Annotated in this window: 18 protein-coding genes and 1 pseudogene; 8 read left to right on the top strand and 11 right to left on the bottom strand. The window is 71.7% G+C overall.

The annotated features are described in order from the left end of the window. Window positions 1-5 precede the first annotated feature (5 nt). The 7 genes from ACFY3I_RS19245 to ACFY3I_RS19275 form a co-directional block, all read right to left on the bottom strand. Window positions 6-1952: a substrate-binding domain-containing protein gene (locus tag ACFY3I_RS19245; RefSeq protein WP_390861624.1), complete on the bottom strand. Its 1947-nt coding sequence runs from the start codon at window positions 1950-1952 to the stop codon at window positions 6-8. Beyond that, window positions 1942-3468, bottom strand: a complete 1527-nt coding sequence (locus ACFY3I_RS19250; protein WP_390861626.1) for a sugar ABC transporter ATP-binding protein — start codon at window positions 3466-3468, stop codon at window positions 1942-1944. Before ACFY3I_RS19250 ends, ACFY3I_RS19245 begins: the two co-directional genes overlap by 11 nt. Further along, window positions 3465-4496, bottom strand: a complete 1032-nt coding sequence (locus tag ACFY3I_RS19255; protein ID WP_365292032.1) for a LacI family DNA-binding transcriptional regulator — start codon at window positions 4494-4496, stop codon at window positions 3465-3467. Before ACFY3I_RS19255 ends, ACFY3I_RS19250 begins: the two co-directional genes overlap by 4 nt. Window positions 4497-4697: 201 nt before the next feature. Continuing rightward, on the bottom strand, window positions 4698-5555 hold the full coding sequence (locus tag ACFY3I_RS19260) for a PhzF family phenazine biosynthesis isomerase (protein WP_390861627.1): 858 nt from the start codon (window positions 5553-5555) through the stop codon (window positions 4698-4700). 160 nt (window positions 5556-5715) lie between these two features. Then, window positions 5716-6498: a VOC family protein gene (locus ACFY3I_RS19265; RefSeq protein WP_390861628.1), complete on the bottom strand. Its 783-nt coding sequence runs from the start codon at window positions 6496-6498 to the stop codon at window positions 5716-5718. A gap of 120 nt (window positions 6499-6618) precedes the next feature. Then, entirely contained in the window at window positions 6619-7584 is a 966-nt protein-coding gene (locus tag ACFY3I_RS19270) for an SGNH/GDSL hydrolase family protein (RefSeq protein ID WP_390861629.1), read from the bottom strand. 121 nt (window positions 7585-7705) lie between these two features. After that, entirely contained in the window at window positions 7706-8110 is a 405-nt protein-coding gene (locus tag ACFY3I_RS19275; RefSeq protein WP_390861631.1) for an ATP-binding protein, read from the bottom strand. Between the two features lie 206 nt (window positions 8111-8316). On the opposite strand from ACFY3I_RS19275, the gene ACFY3I_RS19280 reads away from it, so the two are divergent. From ACFY3I_RS19280 to ACFY3I_RS19300, 5 genes and pseudogenes are all read left to right on the top strand, one after another. Then, entirely contained in the window at window positions 8317-9153 is an 837-nt protein-coding gene (locus tag ACFY3I_RS19280) for a helix-turn-helix transcriptional regulator (RefSeq protein ID WP_390861632.1), read from the top strand. Window positions 9154-9161: 8 nt separating this feature from the next. Further along, window positions 9162-9308, top strand: a pseudogene (locus ACFY3I_RS19285) (DUF397 domain-containing protein); the annotation flags it as partial. 6 nt (window positions 9309-9314) lie between these two features. Continuing rightward, entirely contained in the window at window positions 9315-9524 is a 210-nt protein-coding gene (locus tag ACFY3I_RS19290; protein WP_390861779.1) for a DUF397 domain-containing protein, read from the top strand. Window positions 9525-9590: 66 nt separating this feature from the next. Further along, the gene (locus ACFY3I_RS19295) at window positions 9591-11876 is read left to right on the top strand and encodes an ATP-dependent RecD-like DNA helicase (RefSeq protein ID WP_390861633.1); all 2286 of its coding nucleotides are present in this window, start codon (window positions 9591-9593) and stop codon (window positions 11874-11876) included. A gap of 179 nt (window positions 11877-12055) precedes the next feature. Beyond that, window positions 12056-13345 carry a citrate synthase gene (locus ACFY3I_RS19300; RefSeq protein WP_365292006.1) on the top strand — a complete coding sequence of 430 codons (1290 nt, stop codon included), beginning with the start codon at window positions 12056-12058 and terminating at the stop codon, window positions 13343-13345. Between the two features lie 652 nt (window positions 13346-13997). On the opposite strand, the gene ACFY3I_RS19305 is transcribed toward ACFY3I_RS19300, so the two are convergent. The 3 genes from ACFY3I_RS19305 to ACFY3I_RS19315 form a co-directional block, all read right to left on the bottom strand. Continuing rightward, window positions 13998-16277, bottom strand: coding sequence for a heavy metal translocating P-type ATPase (locus ACFY3I_RS19305; protein ID WP_390861634.1), 2280 nt, complete (start codon window positions 16275-16277; stop codon window positions 13998-14000). A gap of 148 nt (window positions 16278-16425) precedes the next feature. Next, window positions 16426-16665: a heavy-metal-associated domain-containing protein gene (locus tag ACFY3I_RS19310; protein WP_390861635.1), complete on the bottom strand. Its 240-nt coding sequence runs from the start codon at window positions 16663-16665 to the stop codon at window positions 16426-16428. Between the two features lie 73 nt (window positions 16666-16738). Further along, window positions 16739-17611 (bottom strand): PrsW family intramembrane metalloprotease, encoded by an 873-nt coding sequence (locus tag ACFY3I_RS19315; RefSeq protein WP_390861781.1) that lies wholly within the window; start codon window positions 17609-17611, stop codon window positions 16739-16741. 553 nt (window positions 17612-18164) lie between these two features. Between ACFY3I_RS19315 and ACFY3I_RS19320 the strand changes: the two genes are divergently transcribed. Beyond that, entirely contained in the window at window positions 18165-19208 is a 1044-nt protein-coding gene (locus tag ACFY3I_RS19320; protein WP_390861636.1) for a zinc-dependent alcohol dehydrogenase family protein, read from the top strand. Between the two features lie 34 nt (window positions 19209-19242). Here ACFY3I_RS19320 and ACFY3I_RS19325 read toward each other — a convergent pair whose 3' ends face one another. Further along, on the bottom strand, window positions 19243-19443 hold the full coding sequence (locus ACFY3I_RS19325) for a MerR family transcriptional regulator (protein WP_351328093.1): 201 nt from the start codon (window positions 19441-19443) through the stop codon (window positions 19243-19245). Window positions 19444-19856: 413 nt separating this feature from the next. On the opposite strand from ACFY3I_RS19325, the gene iolC reads away from it, so the two are divergent. Together iolC and ACFY3I_RS19335 are read left to right on the top strand one after the other, a co-directional pair. Continuing rightward, window positions 19857-20807 carry a 5-dehydro-2-deoxygluconokinase gene (gene iolC / locus ACFY3I_RS19330; RefSeq protein WP_365291996.1) on the top strand — a complete coding sequence of 317 codons (951 nt, stop codon included), beginning with the start codon at window positions 19857-19859 and terminating at the stop codon, window positions 20805-20807. Between the two features lie 53 nt (window positions 20808-20860). Continuing rightward, window positions 20861-21742 carry a deoxyribose-phosphate aldolase gene (locus ACFY3I_RS19335; protein WP_390861782.1) on the top strand — a complete coding sequence of 294 codons (882 nt, stop codon included), beginning with the start codon at window positions 20861-20863 and terminating at the stop codon, window positions 21740-21742. The last annotated feature ends 4 nt before the right edge of the window (window positions 21743-21746 follow it).

Consider the following 21746-nt stretch of genomic DNA (forward strand, 5'->3'; position numbering starts at 1 on the left):
GTACCTCAGCCCGTGAACCCGGCCACGTTCTCCTTCGTGACCACCTTCACCGGAACCTTGATCGTCGACTCGACCTTCTTGTCCTGGATCGCCTTCAGGGCGTTGTCCACGGCGATCTTGCCGAGCTGCGAGGGCTGCTGGGCGACCGAGGCGTACAGCGTGCCGTTCTTGACCGCGGCCAGACCGTCCGGGGTGCCGTCGAAGCCGACCACCGAGACCGACTTGCCGGCCTTGGAACCGAGCGCCTTGATCGCGCCGAGCGCCATCTCGTCGTTGGCGGCGATGACGCCCTGGACGTCCGGGTGGGCCTGCAGCAGGTTCGACATCACGTCGAGACCCTTGGTGCGGTCGAAGTCGGCCGGCTGCTGGGCCACCACCTGGATGCCCGGGAAGGCCTTCAGGCCGGCGGCGAAGCCCTGCGCGCGCTCGCGGGCGGCCGAGGTGCCGGCCTGGCCCTGCAGGATCACGATCTTGCCGTGGCCGCCGAGCTTGTCGCCGATCGTCTTGGCGGCCAGCTCACCGCCGGCCACGTTGTCGGAGGCGACCAGCGCGTCGGTCTTGGCGTTGTTGACGCCGCGGTCGACGGCGATGACCGGGATGTCCGCCTTGTTGGCGGCCTTCACGGAGTTGCTCGCCGCGTCCGAGTCGACCGGGTTCACGATGACCGCGCCCAGTCCCGAACTGGTGAAGTTCTGGAGCTGGTTGGCCTGCTGCGAGGCGTCGTTCTGGGCGTCCGTGACGGTCAGGTCCACACCCAGCTTCTTCGCCTCGGCCTGCGCGCCGGAACGGATCTGCACGAAGAACGGGTTGTTCAGGGTGGACAGGGACAGCCCGACCTTCGGGTTGCTCCCGCCGGAGCCCGTGTGCAGGAGCGAGGTCGCGGCCACCAGGCCCACGGTGACGACCGCCGCGAGCGCGTAGGTACCGGCCTGCTTGCCCTTGTTCCCGCCGGTTCCGGCGGCCACCGGGGTGGCCCCGGCCTTGCGGCGGACGGTGTCCAGCAGCACGGCCAGCGCGATGACGACACCGATGACGACCTGCTGCCAGAACGCGGAGACGTTCAGCAGGTTGAGGCCGTTGCGCAGCACCGCGAGGATCAGCGCGCCGATCAGCGTGCCGGAGGCCTTGCCGGTACCGCCGGCCAGCGACGCGCCGCCGATCACCACCGCGGCGATGGCGTCCAGCTCGTAGCCGTTGGCGGCCTGCGGCTGCGCCGAGGACAGCCGGGAGGCCAGCACGATGCCCGCCACGGCCGCGAACAGCCCGGACAGCGCGTAGATGGCCAGCTTCTGCTTCGACACCCGCAGCCCGGACAGCCGGGCGGCCTCCTCGTTGCCGCCGATCGCGTACATCGAGCGTCCGATGTACGTACGGCCGAGCACGAAGGCGGCGATCAGACCCATGACGATCATCACGAGGACCGGCACCGGCAGCCAGCCGCCGAGCGTGTCACCGAGGTGCGAGACCGAGTCGGGGAAGGCGATCGGGGAGCCCCCGGAGATCACCAGCGAGAGACCGCGGGCCACCGACAGCATGGCCAGGGTGGCGATGAACGGCGGCAGCTTGCCGTACGCGATCAGGAAGCCGTTGACCAGACCGGCCACTATGCCGGTGGCGACGGCCAGCACCACGGCCAGGAACACCGGCACCCCGTGCGAGGTGGCGCTCCACGCCAGCACGGTGGCCGACAGGGCGGCGACCGATCCGACCGACAGGTCGATGCCCGCCGCGACGATCACGAAGGTCACGCCGAAGGCGAGGATCGCGGTCACGGCCGCCTGGACACCGACGTTCAGCAGGTTGTCGGTGGTGAGGAAGTCGCCCGACAGCGCCGACATGGCGATGACGAGGACGATCAGCGCGGTGAGCGCGCCGTTGTCGAGGAGCAGCCGGCGCACGCCGGAGACGCCACCGGCGCCCGCGTTCTTGCTCTTGAGGGTGTCAGTGGCCACGTCCGGCCTCCTTGTCGGTTGTGGTGGTGGGGGTGGAGACGGCGAGGGCCATCACGGAGTCCTGGGTGGCCTGGTCGGCGGAGAGTTCGCCCGCGATCCGGCCCTGGGCCATCACCAGCACCCGGTCGCTCATCCCGAGCACCTCGGGCAGATCGCTGGAGATCATCAGGACCGCGGCCCCGGCGGCGGTCAGCTCGTTGATCAGCTGGTAGATCTCGACCTTGGCGCCGACGTCGATACCGCGCGTCGGCTCGTCGAGGATCAGCACCTTGGTGTCGGCCAGCAGCCACTTGCCGATGACGACCTTCTGCTGGTTGCCGCCGGAGAGGGTGCGCACGTGCTGGCCGAGACCGGCCATCCGCACACCCAGCTGCCCGGCGATCCGCTCGGCGGCGACATGCTGCCCCCGGAGGTCGACGATCCCGGCCCGGGTCGCCCGGCGCAGGGTCACCAGGCCGAGGTTCTCCTCGACGGAGGCGTCCAGCACCAGCCCCTGGCCCTTGCGGTCCTCGGGGACGAGCCCGATCCCGGCGGCCATTGCCGCGTTCACGTCGTGCCGCTTCAGCGCCGTCCCGGAGACCTGCACGGCCCCCTTGTCGTACGGGTCGGCTCCGAACACCGCCCGCACCACCTCGGTGCGGCCGGCCCCGACGAGACCCGCGATGCCGACGACCTCACCGGCGTGCACCTGGAAGCTCACGTCGTGGAAGACGCCGTCGCGGGTCAGTCCGTCCACGGACAGCAGCACGGCGCCGGTCTCGGCCCGCTCGCGCGGGTACTGCTGCTCGATGGAGCGTCCGACCATGAGCCGGACCAGTTCGTCCTCCGGGGTGGTGGCGGGCACCTGGCCCACGCTCTTGCCGTCCCGGATGACGGTGACCCGGTCGCCGATCGCGGCGATCTCCTCCAGGTGGTGGGTGATGAAGACGATCCCCACCCCGTCCGCGCGCAGCTGCCGCACGATGGTGAAGAGCTTGTCCACCTCCTCGGAGGTGAGCACGGCGGTCGGCTCGTCCATGATGAGCACGCGCGCGTCCAGGCTGAGCGCCTTGGCGATCTCGACCATCTGGAGACGGGCGATACCGAGCTCACGCACCCGAGCCCGCGGCGAGACGTGCACACCGACCCGCTTGAGCAGGGCCTCGGCGTCCGCCTCCATCCGCTTGCGGTCGATCATCCCGAGGCGGCGCGGCTGCCGGCCCAGGAAGATGTTCTCGGCGACCGTGAGATCGGGTACGAGGTTGAACTCCTGGTAGATGGTGGCGATCCCGAGGCGCTCGGAGTCCTGCGCACCGTGGATGCGCACCTCCTCGCCGGCGGCCAGGATCCGCCCCTCGTCGGGGGTGTAGGCACCGGAGAGCATCTTGATGAGGGTGCTCTTGCCCGCTCCGTTCTCACCGAGGAGTACGTGCACCTCGCCGCGGCGCAGATCGAAGTCGACACCGTCGAGCGCGATCACGCCGGGGAAGGATTTCCGTATGCCCTCGATACGCAGCAACTCGTCCGGGTTGCTCACGACGTGCTCCTTTGCACAGGGGTCTGGTTCATCCCGGGGCGCGCGCCGCAGGAGCGGCGCACGACGAGCCGGGCGGGGAGGGTCACGGACTGCGGAGGCCGCCCCTCGATACGGTCGATGAGCGCGCGTACGGCGGCGCGTCCCAGTTCGCCGGTCGGCTGGGCTATCGCCGTGACCGGCGGGTCGGTGTGCACGAACCACCGGATGTCGTCGAACGCGGCGAGCGCGATGTCGTCCGGCACCCGCAGACCGCGGGCGCGTACGGCGTCGAGCGCGCCGAGTGCCATCAGGTTGTCGGCGGCGAAGACCACCTCGGGCGGCTCGGGCAGGTCGAGGAAGCCCTCGGTGACCCGCCTGCCGCTCTCGGCCTGGAAGTCGCCCTGGCCGATGTACGCGTCCGGGAGGGGGACGCCGTACTCGGCGAGCGCGTCCCGGAAGGCCCGCACCCGCTCACTGCCGGTGGTGGTGGCGGCGGGGCCGGAGATGATCGCGAGCCGCCGGTGCCCCAGCCCGTGCAGATGGGCGACGAGGTCCCGTACGGCGGCCTGTCCGTCCGCCCGCACCACGGGCACGTCGACGCCGGGGATCCAGCGGTCGACGAAGACCATGGGCGTCCCGCCGCGCGCCGCCTCCAGCATCAGCGGGGAGCCGCCGTCGGTGGGGGAGACGAGCAGCCCGTCGATACGGCGGTCGAGCAGCGTCCGGACGTGGTGGTCCTGCAGCTCGGGGCGTTCGTCGGCGTTGCCGATGATCACGCTGTAGCCGACCGCGCGGGCCTCTTCCTCGACCGAGCGGGCCAGCTCCGTGAAGTACGGGTTGAGCACGTCGCTGATGACCAGGCCGAGGGTGCGGGTCTGGTCGGTGCGCAGGGAGCGGGCGACGGCGTTCGGGCGGTAGCCCAGCGTCTCGACGGCGGCCAGCACGCGGGTACGGGCGTCGGCGCTGACCGACGGGTGGTCGTTCAGGACACGGGACACCGTGGCGACGGAAACGCCCGCCGCGGCGGCCACGTCCTTGATACTCGCCATCGCCGCTCCACCTCCTCGTGGAACTCGTGGAATCGATTACACGCACTGCGTAGAGAGGATTGGAAACGATTACACGAGGGCTCTGCAAGAGGTCTGGAGTGGCCGAAACCGAATCGTGACCGTGGCTCGTCGTCGACCGCGGGTGCGACCAGCCCCCACCGACCCGCGGCCGACCGCGGCGGCGCGGCCCGGTGGTGCCCGTCAGCCGATGCGGGTTCCCGTGCCGCTGACCCGGACCCGGGGGTCGCCCGCCCGCAGGGTCACCGTGAGTTCGCCGGGGCGGCCCAGGTCCTCGCCCTGGTGCAGGGTGAGGACGGCCTCCTCCGGGACCAGGCCCAGCTCACGGGCGTACGCCCCGAACGCGGCGGCCGCGGCCCCGGTCGCCGGGTCCTCGACGACACCCCCGACGGGGAACGGGTCGCGGACGTGGAAGACGGTGGCCGACTCCCGCCACACCAGCTGCACCGTGGTCAGGTCCAGGCGGTGCATCAGGGCCTCCAGGCGTGCGAAGTCGTACGCGAGATCCGCGAGGCGCGCCCGGGTCGCCGCCGCGAGCACGAGGTGGCGGGCGCCGGCGAACCCGATCCGGGGCGGGAACGCCGGGTCGAGGTCGGCGGCCGGCCAGTCGAGCGCGGCCAGCGCCTCCGCGAGGTCGGCGTCGGCGATCTCCTCGACGTGCGGCTCGACGCTGGTGAGAGTGGCGGTCACCGTCCCGTCCCGCTCGGTCACCGTCACCGGCACCGTGCCGGCGCGCGTGGCGAACACCAGCTCGCCGGGGCCGGTCCGTTCGGCGATCGCGATCGCGGTCGCGATGGTGGCGTGCCCGCAGAACGGAACCTCGGCCTTGGGGCTGAAGTACCGGACGGTGTAGGCCCGTTCGGTCGCGGACGGGGTGAGGAACGCGGACTCCGAGTATCCGAGGCCGGCGGCGATGGCCAGCATGGCACCGTCGTCCAGACCACGGGCGTCCAGCACCACGCCGGCGGGATTCCCGCCCTCGGGCCGTCCGGAGAAGGCGGTGTATCGCAGGACCTCGGGGTGCGGCGCGTTGGTCGTCATGACCGCGCAACGCGGCGCGGCGGCGGGGCTATTCCGGCGGGGGAGACCGGCGGCCGCCCCCGCCACCGCGCGCCGGTCGCCCCGGGGCCGTACCGGGCACGCGGCCGAGGGACCGCCGAACGCCGCGAGCCCGGCGGTCCGTTGGCCTGCCGGCGGTGGGTCACATGGGCTTCGGCTTGAAGACCGCGAAGGTCGCGCCCTGCGGGTCGGCGACCACCGACATCCGGCCGGCCATCATCTCGAACGGCGGTGCCAGCACCGAGCCGTTCCGCTTGACCAGCGCGTCCACGGTGGAGTCGACGTCGTCCACCGCGAAGTACGTCAGCCAGTGCGGCGGGACGCCGGGCCGGTCCTCGCCCAGCCGGGCGGCGCCGCCGACGCCCTTGCCGCCGATGTTCAGCGCCCAGTAGTCGCCGTCGGCGCCCTCCATCGGCTGGATCTCGATGCCGAAGGACTCGCCGTAGAAGCCCGTGGCGGCGGGGACGTCGCTGGTGTTCAGCTCGTTCCAGATCAGCGCGCCCGGCTCGTTGACCAGCCCGGCGCCGTGGAAGGTGCCCGGCTGCCACACCCCGAACACCGCGCCCTGCGGGTCGGCGGCGATCAGCATCCGGCCGAGGTCGCCGACCTCCATCACGGGGGCCAGCAGGGTGCCGCCGGCCGAGACGATCGCGTCCTGGGTGGCCGGCGCGTCGGTGCTGGCCAGGTAGGTGGTCCAGACGGTCGGCGGTTCGGGCTGGCCCTCGGGCGCCATGGCCGGGCCGATGCCGGCCACCGGCTTGCCGTGCAGCGTGCAGACCGCGTACCCGCCGAACTCGCCCGGGCCGATCTCGCCCTGCCAGCCGAACAGGTCGCGGTAGAAGTCCAGCGCGGCCTGCTGGTCCTGCGCCATCAGGTCGACCCAGCACGGGGTGCCGGTCGCGTACGGAGTGGTGATCTCGGGCATGTCGGACTCTCCCTGCGCGCGAAAATTTCCCCGCCGCCCACCCTTACCGCCGACGGCGGTTCCCGCCACCCGGGCCGCGGGAGAAATTACGTTCGCCTGCCGCCCCGGTTCGGCACCGGGTCAGCCGTGGCCGACGGCGTTCAGGAGTGCGGAGGCGACATGGGCGGCGGCGTTGCGCTGGCCCTCGGCGTTGGGGTGGACCAGGGCCGGCCGCCCGTCGTGGTCGAGGATGCCCTCGACCCACTGGTCGGTGTCGCAGACGCTGTGCCTGCGGGAGGAGGCGGACAGGTCCACGAAGGACGCCCCGTGACCGTCGGCGGACTTCTCGATCGCGGTGTCGAGGGGGCCGAGGACGTCCCGGCGCAGCCAGTCCAGGTCGCCCGGGGTGACCGAGCCGAACTGGCGCAGGTCGCCGTAGCGGCAGCGGGAGGTGTCCTCGGGGACGACGGTGGGATAGCCGACGGCCAGGATCCTCGCGTGCGGGGCCCTGGCGCGGAGCGCGCCGAGCATCCGGCCGTACTCGTCGGCCACCGCGGCCAGCCGGCCGGGGACGCCGGCGGCGAGTTCGTCCCGGCACGGTGTGCCGGTGCCCTTGCTGCCCTCGCCCAGGAGCAGGCACCGCCCGACGATGTCGAACCCCAGGCTGTTGCCGCCCACACCTACGGTGATCACGTCCGTGCCCGGCCCCACGGCCTCCGCCTGGGCGGGCACGGGCGGGAACGGGTAGTCCGGGTCCTCGGAGTAGGGCGGCAGGTGACGGCCGTTCGGCTGCTGGGCCTTGGAGGTGACGTTCTCGATGGTGGCGGCGGCGCAGCTGACGTCGGTCAGGTCGACGAGCGCGCCGAGGGCGCGGTGGATGATCCGCGGGTACGACTGGTCGGTCCGCTCGCAGCCGTCGCGGGGTGACTCGTAGACGTCGCCGGTGGCCGGGATGCCCCCGGCGGTGTACGAGTCGCCGAGGGCGACCCACCGGTACTCCGCCGTGGCGGCGGCCCGCGCCCCGGCGGACTGCGCGGGAGCGAGGACGCCCGCGGCGAGTGCGGTGGCCGACCCCAGCAGTGCCAGGTACGTGCGGAAACGAGCCATGGATCCTCCGTCCGTGCGGCTTTGGTGCCGCTATGACCATATGGAGATGGTCGCGTTCCGTGCCACACCGGATACGCAAGGTGATGACGGGCGCACCTCCGGCCGACGGCGTCGGCCGCGATCAGGCGGCGGCCAGCTCGCACCGCGCGTACTTGCCGCGGTTGCCGAACCTCGACAGGGGCTGCCAGCCCCACAGGTCCGAACGCGCCCGCACCAGTGCCAGCCCCCGCCCGTCCTCCGTCTCCGCGAACCCTTCCAGCGGCTGCGGGGGCTCGGGCGGCCCGGGATCCGCGTCCCACGCACCGATCCGCAGTGTGCCGGGCGGCGGCCACCGCACGCGCAGGGCCGCGGGCCCCCTCGTATGCCGTACGGCGTTGGAGACCGGCTCGGTGGCGAGGAGTTCGGCGACGTCGAGAAGGTGGGTCAGCCCGTGCGCGGTGAGGATCAGTCTCAGCGCGTGCCGGCTGACGGTGACGGCACGGAGGTCGTTGGGGATGCTGAGCGTGTACTCCCAGGTTTCGGGCATGCGTCATCAACTCCGTTGAATGTGGGGGACTTTCGCGCAGGGTGGCGTTGTCGCGGGCCACCGGGCAGGGCGGGGCGGGGCACTTCCACTGCGTGAGCGGTGCGTCACTGAAGGTAGACCTGAAAGTTTCGGTTGAGCAAGCCGGTCGCGTAATCTGACCCTCGAACCAGTTGCACCGACAGGTGCGTTGGAGCGGGGAGTGGTCGATGGGTACCAGGCGTGAGCCGACGGCCCGGCAGTTGCGCCTGGCGACGGAGCTACGCAGACTCCGCGACGCGGCCGGACTCACGGCCCGGGAGGCGGCCAAGCTGCTCGGCGTGAGCAACGTGCAGATCAGTCAGATCGAAGCGGGCTTGTCCGGCGTGAGCGAGCAGCGACTGCGCCGTCTCGCTTCTCATTACGCCTGTACGGATGAGGAGTTCATCACCGCCTTGGTGGCGATGGCGACCGATCGGACGCGGGGATGGTGGGAGAACTACCGGGGTCTGCTGCCTACCCCATTCCTGGACCTCGCCGAGTTGGAGCATCACGCCGCTTTCCTGCGTGATGTGGCGATCCTCTTCGTGCCGGGGCGATTGCAGACGGCCGACTACGCCCGCGCGGTTTTCTCGTCCAGGCTGCCTGAACTCACCGACGGCGAAATCGATGTGCGTGTCCGGCATCGGATGCAGCGTCAAGAGCAAGTCGTCCCGCATGAGGTCGTCATCCACGAGGCGGCCCTGCGCATGAGGGTCGGCGACCGCGCCACTTCCAGGGCTCAGCTCACTCGGCTGCTCGAGTTCTCGGAGGCGCCCCATATCGCCCTGCGTGTCGTCCCCTTCGACCTGGACGGCTTTGCCGGGGCGTCGGGCACGATGACGTACGCAGGTGGCCGCCTGTCCAAGTTGGACACCGTGGTGCGTGACGCACCCCATGGCTCGGTGCTGATCGACTCCGAGGCTCAGCTCAACACCTACCGAACAAGCTTCCGTAGAGTGGAAGCGGCGTCACTTGACGCCGACAGGTCGCGTGACTTCATCCGCAAGCTGGCAGAAGAGTTGTGAGGCAAACCGTGGACAACTGGCGGAAGTCGTCTTACTCCGGCGAGGGCGATGGCAACAGCTGTGTGGAAATCGCGAACACCGACACCCACGTAGCTGTCCGCGACTCCAAAGTCCCCGCCGCTCACACCCTCATCTTCCCCGTCGAAGCCTTCACTGCCTTCATCGGTAACTTCAGGCGTGGCGGCTGGCGGAAGTCGTCCTATTCAGGGCCGGACGACGGCAACGACTGCGTAGAGGTGGCCGCCACCCCGACCCACGCCGCCGTCCGCGACTCCAAGGCCCCCACCCGTGCCACCCTGACCTTCCCGGTCACGGCCTTCGTCGCGTTCGTCGAAGCGGTGAAGGAGCGGCCCGCGCACCCCGGTCGATGAACGCCCCGTCCACAGGGGCCGACGGACGGCCGTGGCCCTGTCGGTGCTCACCGGTACCGTCGGGTCATGGCTCAGCAGACGGGGACCCCCACCGGTGAACGACGGCTCGCCACCGTCGAAGGCGTGCTCGAACGGATCACCTACGCCAACGAGGAGACCGGTTACACGGTCGCCCGGGTCGACACCGGCAGAGGCGCCGGTGACCTCCTCACCGTCGTCGGCGCGCTGCTCGGCGCCCAGGTGGGGGAGTCGCTGCGGCTGGAGGGCCGCTGGGGGTCGCATCCCCAGTACGGCAAGCAGTTCACCGTCGAGAACTACACGACCGTGCTGCCGGCCACCGTCCAGGGGATACGGCGGTATCTGGGGTCCGGGCTGGTCAAGGGGATCGGGCCGGTGTTCGCGGACCGGATCACCCAGCACTTCGGCACGGACACCCTCCGCATCATCGAGGAGGAGCCGAAGCGGCTGATCGAGGTGCCGGGGCTCGGGCCGAAGCGGACGAGGAAGATCGCCGACGCCTGGGAGGAGCAGAAGGCGATCAAGGAGGTCATGCTCTTCCTCCAGACCGTCGAGGTGTCGACCTCCATCGCCGTAAGGATCTACAAGAAGTACGGCGACGCGTCGATCTCCGTCGTGCGGAACCAGCCCTACCGGCTCGCCGCCGACGTCTGGGGCATCGGGTTCCTCACCGCCGACAAGATCGCCCAGTCGGTGGGGATTCCGCACGACAGCCCGGAGCGGGTGAAGGCCGGGCTGCAGTACGCCCTGTCGCAGTCCGCCGACCAGGGGCACTGCTACCTCCCCGAGGAGCGGCTGATCGCGGACGCGGTGAAACTGCTCCAGGTCGACACCGGGCTCGTCATCGACTGCCTCGCCGAGCTGGCCGCACCACCGGAGGACGGGGAGGACCCGGGGGTCGTACGGGAGAGGCTGCCCGGGGCCACGCCCGGGGCCGAACCCGTCACCGCCGTCTACCTGGTGCCCTTCCACCGGGCCGAAGTGGCGCTCGCCGGGCAGCTGTCGCGGCTGCTGCGCACCGGCGAGGACCGGATGCCGTCGTTCCGTGACGTGGCCTGGGACAAGGCGCTCGCCTGGCTGAAGGACCGCACCGGCGCCGACCTGGCCCCCGAGCAGGAGGCGGCCGTCAGGCTGGCGCTGACCGAGAAGGTCGCCGTACTGACCGGCGGGCCCGGCTGCGGCAAGTCGTTCACCGTCCGGTCGATCGTGGAGCTGGCCCGGGCCAGACGGGCCAAGGTGGTGCTCGCCGCCCCAACCGGCCGGGCCGCCAAACGGCTCGCCGAGCTGACCGGCGCCGAGGCCTCCACCGTGCACCGCCTGCTGGAGCTGAGGCCCGGCGGCGACGCGGCCTACGACCGGGACCGTCCGCTCGACGCCGACCTGGTGGTGGTGGACGAGGCGTCGATGCTGGACCTGCTGCTCGCCAACAAGCTGGTGAAGGCCGTACCGCCGGGCGCGCACCTGCTGTTCGTCGGGGACGTCGACCAACTGCCGAGCGTCGGGGCGGGCGAGGTGCTCCGGGACCTGCTCGCCGAGGACAGTCCGCTGCCCGCCGTCCGGCTCACCCGCGTCTTCCGGCAGGCCCAGCAGTCGGGGGTGGTGACCAACGCGCACCGGATCAACGCGGGACAGCATCCGGTAACCGACGGCATGAAGGACTTCTTCCTCTTCGTCGAGGACGAGACGGAGGAGGCGGGGCGGCTCACCGTCGACGTCGCCGCCCGCCGGATTCCGGCGAAGTTCGGGCTCGACCCGCGCCGGGACGTGCAGGTGCTCGCGCCCATGCACCGGGGGCCGGCGGGCGCCGGGGTGCTCAACGGCCTGTTGCAGCAGGCCGTCACGCCCGGGCGGCCGGACCTCGCCGAGAAACGGTTCGGCGGCCGGGTGTTCCGGGTGGGCGACAAGGTCACCCAGATTCGCAACAATTACGACAAGGGAAAGAACGGTGTCTTCAACGGCACCGTGGGCGTGGTCACCTCGCTCGACCCGGTCGACCAGCGCCTGACGGTGCTGACCGACGAGGACGAGGAGGTTCCGTACGACTTCGACGAACTGGACGAACTCGCCCACGCCTACGCGGTGACCATCCACCGTTCACAGGGGAGTGAATATCCCGCCGTCGTGATCCCGGTCACCACCGGCGCCTGGATGATGCTGCAGCGGAACCTCCTCTACACGGCGGTCACCCGGGCCAGGCAACTGGTCGTCCTCGTCGGTTCACGCAAGGCGATCGGCCAGGCGGTGCGCACGGTGTCGGCGGGCCGGCGGTGCACAGCGCTGGACTTCCGGCTCCGCGGGGCCATCACGAAAAATGATCGATCAAATGAGTCGTGAAGGTCACAGACCACTTCCAGATGGGGAATCAAGGGGGCAGGATGAGCAGGTTGGCGGCACTGAGTGCCGCCGATGGGCCTAATGGTCGACCCCGAGTGCACTCTCCTGAGCCAAATGGGGGATGGTAGAGACAGTCAGGGCACCTCGAAGATGAGGCACTACGTCGGGTGAGGGAAGACGTGAGCGACAACTCTGTAGTACTGCGGTACGGCGACGGCGAGTACACCTACCCGGTGGTCGACAGCACCGTCGGTGACAAGGGCTTCGACATCGGGAAGCTCCGCGCCCAGACCGGTCTGGTGACCCTGGACAGCGGATACGGCAACACCGCCGCATACAAATCGGCCGTCACCTACCTCGACGGCGAGGCGGGCATCCTCCGGTACCGCGGCTACCCCATCGAGCAGCTGGCCGAGCGCTCCACCTTCCTGGAGGTGGCCTACCTGCTGATCAACGGTGAGCTGCCCACGGTGGACGAGCTCACCACGTTCAAGAACGAGATCACGCGGCACACCCTGCTGCACGAGGACGTCAAGAACTTCTACAGGGGCTTCCCCCGGGACGCCCACCCGATGGCCATGCTGTCCTCGGTGGTCTCCGCGCTGTCCACCTTCTACCAGGACAGCCACAACCCGTTCGACGCGAAGCAGCGCGACCTCTCCACGATCCGGCTGCTCGCCAAGCTTCCGACGATCGCCGCGTACGCGTACAAGAAGTCGGTCGGCCACCCGTTCGTCTACCCGCGCAACGACCTCTCCTACGTGGAGAACTTCCTGCGCATGACGTTCTCGGTGCCGGCCCAGGACTACGAGCTGGACCCGGTCGTCGTCTCGGCGCTCGACAAGCTGCTGATCCTGCACGCCGACCACGAGCAGAACTGCTCCACCTCGACGGTCCGCCTGGTCGGCTCCTCGCAGGCGAACATGTTCGCGTCGATCTCGGCCGGCATCTCCGCCCTGTGGGGTCCCCTGCACGGTGGTGCCAACCAGTCCGTGCTGGAGATGCTGGAGGGCATCCAGGCCTCCGGCGGCGACGTCGACTCCTTCATCCGCAAGGTGAAGAACAAGGAGGACGGCGTCCGCCTGATGGGCTTCGGCCACCGGGTCTACAAGAACTTCGACCCGCGCGCCAAGATCATCAAGGCTGCCGCACACGACGTCCTCTCGGCCCTCGGCAAGTCCGACGAGCTGCTGGACATCGCGCTGAAGCTGGAGGAGCACGCGCTCTCCGACGACTACTTCGTCTCGCGCAGCCTCTACCCGAACGTCGACTTCTACACCGGCCTGATCTACCGCGCCATGGGCTTCCCGACCGAGATGTTCACGGTCCTGTTCGCCCTCGGCCGGCTGCCGGGCTGGATCGCCCAGTGGCAGGAAATGATCAAGGAGCCGGGCTCCCGCATCGGCCGTCCGCGCCAGATCTACACGGGTGTCGTCGAGCGCGACTTCGTGCCGGTCGAGGAGCGCTGACCCACCGCCCACCGGTCAGGGGGCGCCGACTTCATCGGCGCCCCCGCCGCGGGCGCACGGATACGCGCGGGCGTGAAGCCACGCGCTGACATACGGGCACAGCAGAAGGCGCCCTGGAGCGCCGGTCCCCCCACGGGCCGGCGACCAGGGCGCCTTCCCGTGTCCCGGTACGGATTCCCCCCACGGGATCCGGCCGGGCGCTCGGTGCGGCAGCGCCTGAATTCGCTGCTTCGGGCACGGCGAGCAGAACTCGCCGTGCCACGTGCTGAACTGCTGTTGTGCTCCAGTGATGCGGTGCGATCTGCCGGGACGCGTACCGCACGGGAGGGCCGCTCAAAGCTTCCCGTCGTACGTGTCCCGGCGACGCATCTCTGAGGAAGTCCCCCAAGACATCCCCAGATGCCAGGTCAGCGCCCCCCAAGACGCCGGTCTGACATCGCCAACTTAGACCTTCGAACCCCTTCGATGGTTACGTTCACATCACTGTGATCTGTGTCTCTTGCATATGTCCGTTAGATGCGCAAGAGCCCCGATACGGCGATCGGAGCTCAAGCGTAAGGATGATGCACGAGCCTTGTGAAGAGCTTATGTGAGGTGCGCGTTGGACTCCAGGGGGACTGCCGCATCCGCTGGCGCGAACCGGCGGTAACTTTCAGCGGAAGGTACGCAGTCGCAGACTGTTCGTCACCACGAACACCGACGAGAAGGCCATCGCCGCCCCGGCGATCATCGGATTGAGCAGTCCGGCGGCGGCCAGCGGGAGCGCGGCCACGTTGTAGCCGAAGGCCCACACGAGGTTGCCCTTGATGGTGGCGAGGGTCCGACGGGAAAGCCGGATCGCGTCCGCCGCCACCCGCAGGTCGCCGCGGACCAGGGTCAGGTCGCCGGCCTCGATCGCCGCGTCCGTCCCCGTTCCCATCGCGAGCCCCAGATCGGCGGCGGCCAGCGCGGCCGCGTCGTTGACACCGTCGCCGACCATGGCGACCGTGCGGCCCTCGCCCTGCAGCCGCCGTACGACGTCGACCTTCTCCTCGGGCAGCACCTCGGCGACGACCTCGTCGATCCCGGTGGCCCGGGCGACCGCCTCGGCCACCGCCCGGCTGTCGCCGGTCAGCAGCACCGGCCTCAGTCCGAGGGCGCGCAGCTCGCGCACCGCCCCGGCGCTGGTCTCCCTGACCGTGTCCGCGACGGCGAGGACCGCGCGGGCCCGTCCGTCCCAGCCCGCCAGGACGGCCGTACGGCCCTCCTGCTCGGCGCGGGCGCGGGCGGTGGCCAACTCCTCGGGCACGATGTCGAAGAGGCGCCCCACGGCGACCTCGTGGCCCTCCACCAGCCCGCGGACACCCCGCCCGGGGACGTTCTCGAAGCGGTCGGAGGCAGGCAGGGTCCCGACCCGCTCCGCGGCCCCGGCCGCGATCGCCCGCGCCACCGGATGCTCCGAGGCGTGTTCGAGGGCGCCCGCGAGCCGCAGCACCTCGTCCCGGTCGGCGCCGTCGGCGACGTACACCGCCTGGAGACTCATCCGCCCGGTGGTCACCGTGCCGGTCTTGTCGAGGACGACGGTGTCCACCCGGCGGGTGGACTCCAGCACCTCCGGGCCCTTGATGAGGATGCCGAGCTGCGCGCCCCGCCCGGTGCCGACCATCAGCGCGGTCGGTGTGGCCAGGCCCAGGGCGCACGGGCAGGCGATGATCAGCACGGCGACGGCGGCCGTGAACGCGGCGGCCGTGTCACCGGTGACGCCGAGCCAGACCGCGAAGGTGCCGAGCGCGATCAGGATGACCGCGGGGACGAAGACGGCGGAGATCCGGTCGGCGAGCCGCTGTGCCTCGGCCTTGCCGTTCTGCGCGTCCTCCACCAGGCGTGCCATGCGCGCGAGCTGGGTGTCGGCCCCCACCCGGCCGGCCTCGACGACCAGCCGCCCGCCCGCGTTGACGGTCGCCCCGGTGACGGCGTCGCCCACGGTCACGTCCACCGGCACCGACTCGCCGGTCAGCATGGACGCGTCCACCGCCGAGGCGCCCTCGACCACGGTCCCGTCGGTCGCGATCTTCTCCCCGGGCCGTACGACGAACCGGTCGCCGACCGTCAGCGAGGCCACCGGGACCCGTACCTCGCGCCCGTCCCGCAGCACCGCCACGTCCTTGGCGCCCAGCTCCATCAGCGCCCGCAGGGCGGCCCCCGCGCGCCGCTTGGAACGGGCCTCCAGATAGCGGCCGAGCAGGATCAGCGCCACGACCCCGGAGGCGACCTCCAGGTAGATCGAGGACGCGCCCCCCATGCCGTCGTCCGCCCTGGAGACGGTGAACCGGAACGTGTCGTGCATGCCGGTCATGCCCGCGTGGCCGAAGAACAGCGCCCACAGCGACCAGCCGAACGCGGCCAGCGTGCCGACCGAGACCAGGGTGTCCATGGTGGCCGCGCCGTGCCGGGCGTTGGTCCAGGCGGCCCGGTGGAACGGCAGGCCGCCCCAGACGACCACCGGAGCGGCCAGCGTCAGGGACAGCCACTGCCAGTTGTCGAACTGCCACGCCGGAACCATGGCGAGCAGCACCACCGGCGCCGCCAGCAGCGCGCAGACCAGCAGGCGCTCCCGGAGGGCGGCGAGTTCGGGGTCCCGCCCGGGCCGCTCCCGCGGCTCCGGCGCGCCTTCCGGCTCCGGCTCCGGGGGCGCGGGCTCCTCGGCGGTGTACCCGGTCTTCTCGACCACGGCGATCAGGTCGGCGACCCGTACCCCTCCGGGGTACGTCACCTTCGCCTTCTCGGTCGCGTAGTTCACGGTGGCCGTGACGCCGTCCATCCGGTTGAGCTTCTTCTCGACCCGGGCCGCGCAGGAGGCGCAGGTCATCCCGCCGATGAGAAGCTCGACCTCGGCCGTCGGGCCGGGCGCGGGCTCGGCTATCCGGGTCTCTGCGGTGGTGGTGCTGGTCATGTCCGGACTCCAGACAACTGACCGGACCGTACGGATCCAGTATCAGCTGGTCGGCACGGCCCGGCGGAGAGATACGTTTCCGTCGTACGTACTGTTCGTGGTGCGCGTGTTGCTCGTACCGCGGGTACCGCCCGCCGGGGCCCCGATGTCAGGCGCGGCCGACGAGTTCGAAGCCGGCCTCGTCGACGGCGGCGCGGACCGCCTCCTCGTCGAGCGGGGCCGCGGAGACGACCGTGACCTCACCGGTGGACGCGACGGCCTTGACCGAGCCGACGCCCGGCAGCTCGGAGATCTCGGCGGAGACGGAACCCTCGCAGTGTCCGCAGCTCATGCCGGTCACCTGGTAGACGGCGGTCACGGAACCCGGGGTGTCGGTCTGGGCGGTCATGTCGTTCTCCTCGTCGAGGCGTGTGGGGCCGGTGGGGCCCGCGAGGGAACCCCACTGTTTTCACACTATACCCCTAGGGGGTATTTCTCCAAGGGATGCCGCGGCGCGCCAGCGAGCTCACCCAGGCGATGCCGAGCAGCGACACCAGCACCAGCAGGCCGACCGAGAACAGGGTGAAGAGGTGCTCCTGCGCCGCCGTGGGGCGCGGGAGGTACCCCTCGGCGAACAGCCGCCGGTCCGGCCCGGCGCCCGCCAGCCGGGTCGCCAGCCAGAGCGCGATGCCGTGCGTGGAGTCCCACAGCGCGTGCAGCAGGGCCGCGCCGAGGCAGGTGGCCGCCACCGGCGAGGTGACGCGGAAGCGGCCGTTCGGGCGGCGGCAGGACAGCAGGACCCCGCCCGCGATCGCCGTCCACAGGCCGTGCCCGACAGGGGCGAGCACCCCGCGCAGGAACTCCGTCTCGATCAGTGCCCGCGGATCGGCGCCCGCGGTGGAGACCGCCGCGTCGAAGGCGTAGCCGGCGCCCTCCAGGGCCGCGAAGCCGAAGCCGACGGCGGCGCCGAGCACCAGCCCGGCCCGCACGCCCCGGATCCCGGGCAGCCGGCGCAGCACGAACACCAGCGCGCCGAGCTTCGCCGCCTCCTCGATCAGGCCCACGCAGACGAACATCCCCCAGGAGGGCTGTACGAGGTAGGACTCCGCGGCGCAGGCGCCCAGCACCCCGAGCGCGCCGCCGGCCAGGAAGCAGCCGAGGACCGCGCTGACCCCGAGGTCGCGGCTGTGCCGCTCGTACGCCCACAGCACGAAGACGACCGGGACGAGAAAGCTGCCGAGCAGGATGAGCGCCGGCAGCGGCGCGGTGTCCTGCGTCGCGTAGGTGACCGCCGCGGCCAGGGTCCACAGGCCGAGCCCGCCGCCGAGGCAGCGCCTCCACAGCCCGGCGCGGATACGGGGGTACGGCGGGGGCGGCTGCTGCGGACCGGGAATGCGGGCCTGCGGCCGACGGGGCGACGGAGAGTGGGTCACGGCGGGATCCCCCTGGGTGCTCCTGCGGGCGCGCTCGGCGCATGGCGGATCGGGGCGAGGCGGTCACCCGCACTCTAGGCATATGCGCGAAATGTCGCAGTCCGAAGAACCCGCGCCAATCCGATTCCGCCGGTCGAGGGCAGCCGGCCTCAGGGGCGCGGGGAACCGCGCGCCCGGCCCCCAGTGTTCGGACGACCGTGGCACGCGACAACCGATACCGCCGGTCGAGGGCAGCCCACCTCAGGGGCGCGGGGAACCGCGCGCCCAGCCCCCACCGGCCCGCAGGCTTCGGACCACCGTGGCACGCGCCAATCCGATTCCCCCGGTCGAGGGCAGCCCACCTCAGGGGCGCGGGGAACCGCGCGCCCAGCCCCCACCGGCCCGCGGGGACACCTCGGCCGTCCGCCCCCCCGCACCGTCGCCGTCGGCCCCCCACCCCCCTAGTCTTCGCGCAGCCCCCGAAAGGAGCACCCGCATGCGAGCAGTCGTCTTCGACCGGTTCGGCGGTCCCGCCGAGGTGCGGGACGTGCCGGACCCCCGCCCGGCCCCGCACGGAGTGGTGGTCCGGGTCGAGGCCACCGGCCTGTGCCGGAGCGACTGGCACGGCTGGGCGGGCCACGACCCGGACATCACGCTCCCGCACGTGCCCGGCCACGAGCTCGCCGGGGTCGTCGAGGAGGCCGGCGCCGCCGTGAGCGGCGCCCGCCCCGGCGACCGGGTCACCGTCCCGTTCGTTTGCGCCTGCGGCCGCTGCCCGTCCTGCGCCTCCGGCGACCAGCAGGTCTGCGAACGCCAGACCCAGCCCGGGTTCACGCACTGGGGCTCCTTCGCCCACTACGTGGCCCTGGACCACGCCGACGTGAACCTGGTGCCGATCCCGGAGGACATGGCGTACACCACGGCCGCCGCCCTGGGCTGCCGCTTCGCGACCGCGTTCCGCGCGGTGGTGCAGCGCGGCCGCGTCGCCGCGGGCGAATGGATGTCGGTGTACGGCTGCGGAGGCGTGGGCCTGTCGGCGGTGATGATCGCGGCGGCGGCCGGCGCGCGGGTGATCGCGGTCGACGTCTCCGCCGGGGCGCTGGAGCTGGCGCAGAGGTTCGGCGCGGCGCACTGCGTGGTCGCCGGCGAGGGGGCCGACCCCGCCGCGGCGGTCCGCGAGCTGACCGGCGGCGGCAGCCACCTCTCCCTGGACGCCCTCGGCTCACCGCGCACCGCCGCCGCCTCGGTCGACTCCCTGCGCCGCCGCGGGCGGCACGTCCAGGTGGGCCTGGTGCCGTCGCCGGACGGCACCACCCCGGTACCGCTGGCCCGCGCGCTCGCCCTCGAACTGGAGCTCCTCGGCAGTCACGGCATGGCGGCGCACGCCTACCCGGCCATGCTGGAACTGGTCCGCGCGGGCACCCTGCGCCCGGACCTCCTGGTGACCTCGACGATCGCCCTGGACGCGGCCCCACGGGCCCTGGCCGCGATGGGTGAGGGGCCGGGGCCGGGGGTGACGGTCATCGAGCCGTGGGCCTGAACACCGCGCCGGGCGCCGGTCCGGGCCGCTCCGCTCAGTCCTCTCTGCGGTTTCTGTTGCCCGGCCGGGAGGCGACCCAGGCGCGGACCGTGTCCGCGTACCAGTAGGGCTTGCCGCCCTCGACGTGGTCGGGGGGCGGCAGCAGCCCGTGCTTGCGGTAGGAGCGGACGGTGTCGGGCTGCACCCTGATGTGCGCCGCGATCTCCTTGTAGGACCACAGCCGTCGGTCGGTCATGAGATGCACCTCCCTGCGCGCGCCGCGGGGGCGACCGGAGGCGGTCGTCGGGGGAGCCGGGCGCTGCGCTGGCGATCACAAAGCCTGCGCCCGGTGAACGACGGAGCGTGACGGTGCGCAAGCGGCCGTGGACCTGGTGTGACGGAGAGGCCGCGTAGGCGCGACATGTGTGACACAGGAGGGGTATTTGTGACACGGCTGGAGCACAGGGGTTCGCCGGGTCGCGGGCGGGGCGCGTTGACATCCGGGCCGGCGGCGGTGGCGGGCGGGTGGTGCGGCCGGTTCGGCGGGTCCCGACCGGCGCGTGCGGTCCGGTTCTCGATGTACTCTCGTCCGAATGTCCGGACAAACCATTGACACGACCTCCTGTCCCGGACTACAAACCGGGGGAGAGCCGTGACGAAGGGAAGCCGATGGCGTACGACCTGATCACCATGGGGCGGATCGGGGTGGATCTCTATCCGCTCCAGACCGGGGTCCCGCTCGCCCAGGTGACGACCTTCGGCAAGTTCCTCGGCGGTTCGGCGACGAACGTGGCCGTGGCGGCCGCCCGCCTCGGCCGCGCCACCGCCGTCATCAGCCGCACCGGCAAGGACGCCTTCGGCGCCTATCTGCACGAGGCGCTGCGCGACTTCGGGGTCGATGATCGCTGGGTCACCGAGGTGCCCGGACTGAACACCCCGGTCACCTTCTGCGAGGTCTTCCCGCCGGACGACTTCCCGCTGTACTTCTACCGGCAGCCCAAGGCCCCCGACCTGGAGATCGACGCCCACGACCTGGACCTCGACGCCGTCCGCGAGGCCCGGATCTTCTGGGTCACCGGCACCGGCCTGAGCGAGGAGCCCAGCCGGACCGCGACCCTCGCCGCCCTCGCCCACCGCGCCAAGGCCGGCACCACCGTCTTCGACCTCGACTGGCGGCCGATGTTCTGGAGCGACCCGGACGCGGCCCGCCCCTTCTACGCGGAGGCCCTCAGGCACACCACCGTCGCCGTCGGCAACCTCGACGAGGTCGAGGTCGCGACGGGCGTGCGCGAGCCGCAGGCCGCCGCACAGGCACTGCTCGACGCCGGGGTCGAGATCGCCGTCGTCAAGCAGGGGCCCAAGGGCGTCCTCGCCGTCCACCGCGACGGCGACCGCGCCGAGGTGCCGCCGCTGCCGGTGAACGTCCTCAACGGCCTCGGCGCGGGTGACGCCTTCGGCGGCTCCCTGTGCCACGGCCTCCTCGAAGGCCGGGACCTGGAGACGATCATGCGGCACGCCAACGCGGCCGGCGCCATCGTCGCCTCCCGCCTGGAGTGCTCCTCCGCCATGCCGACCGCCGACGAGATCGCGGCCGCGCTCGCCGCCGGAGCGGTGCTGTGAGGGCCGGCCGGGTCGCCGGCTCGCACCACGGGAGCGGGACCCCCGACCGGCAGGTGAAGGTGGACGTCTCCGCCCTCGTCCACACCCGCACCCACCACCCCGAGGCGATCGCCGAGGCGGCCGCCCGCCGCGTCCGCCGTCCGCTCCTCGACGAGGACGGCCGGCTGATGATCATCGCCGCCGACCACCCGGCCCGCGGCGCCCTCGGCGTGGGCGGCGACAAGCTCGCCATGGCCAACCGGGCGGAACTGCTGGAGCGCCTCTGCCTGGCACTGTCCCGGCCCGGCGTCGACGGCGTCCTCGCCACCGCCGACATCCTCGACGACCTGCTGCTGCTCGGCGTCCTCGACGGCAAGGTCGTCATGGGCTCGATGAACCGCGGTGGCCTGCAGGGCGCCCGCTTCGAACTCGACGACCGGTTCACCGGCCACCGCGCCGAGGACATACAGCGCCTCGGGTTCGACGCCGGGAAACTGCTGCTGCGCATCGACTACGACGACCCGGGCTCGCTGACCACCCTGGAGTCCACCGCCCGCGCCATCGACGACATGGCCGCGCGCCGGCTGCCGGTCTTCGTCGAACCGTTCATCAGCGGCCGCACCCCCGAGGGCAAGGTCAGGAACGACCTGTCCGCGGAGGCGGTCACCCGGTCCATCGCCATCGCCTCGGGCCTCGGCGGGAGTTCGGCCTACACCTGGCTGAAGCTGCCGGTCACCGAGAACCCCGACGACATGGCCCGGGTCATGGAGACGTCCACCCTGCCCGCCGTGCTGCTGGGCGGGGAGGTGGGCGAGGACCAGGACGGCGCCTACGAGAAGTGGCGCGGCGCCCTGCGCCTGCCCACCGTGCGCGGCCTGGTGGTCGGCCGCTCCCTGCTGTACCCGGCGGACGGCGACGTGGCCGCCGCCGTGGACACCGCCGTAGGACTGCTGTGAGGCC

Origin of the sequence: Streptomyces sp. NPDC001068, assembly GCF_042897315.1 — a bacterium.
In the GTDB taxonomy this organism is placed as follows: domain Bacteria; phylum Actinomycetota; class Actinomycetes; order Streptomycetales; family Streptomycetaceae; genus Streptomyces.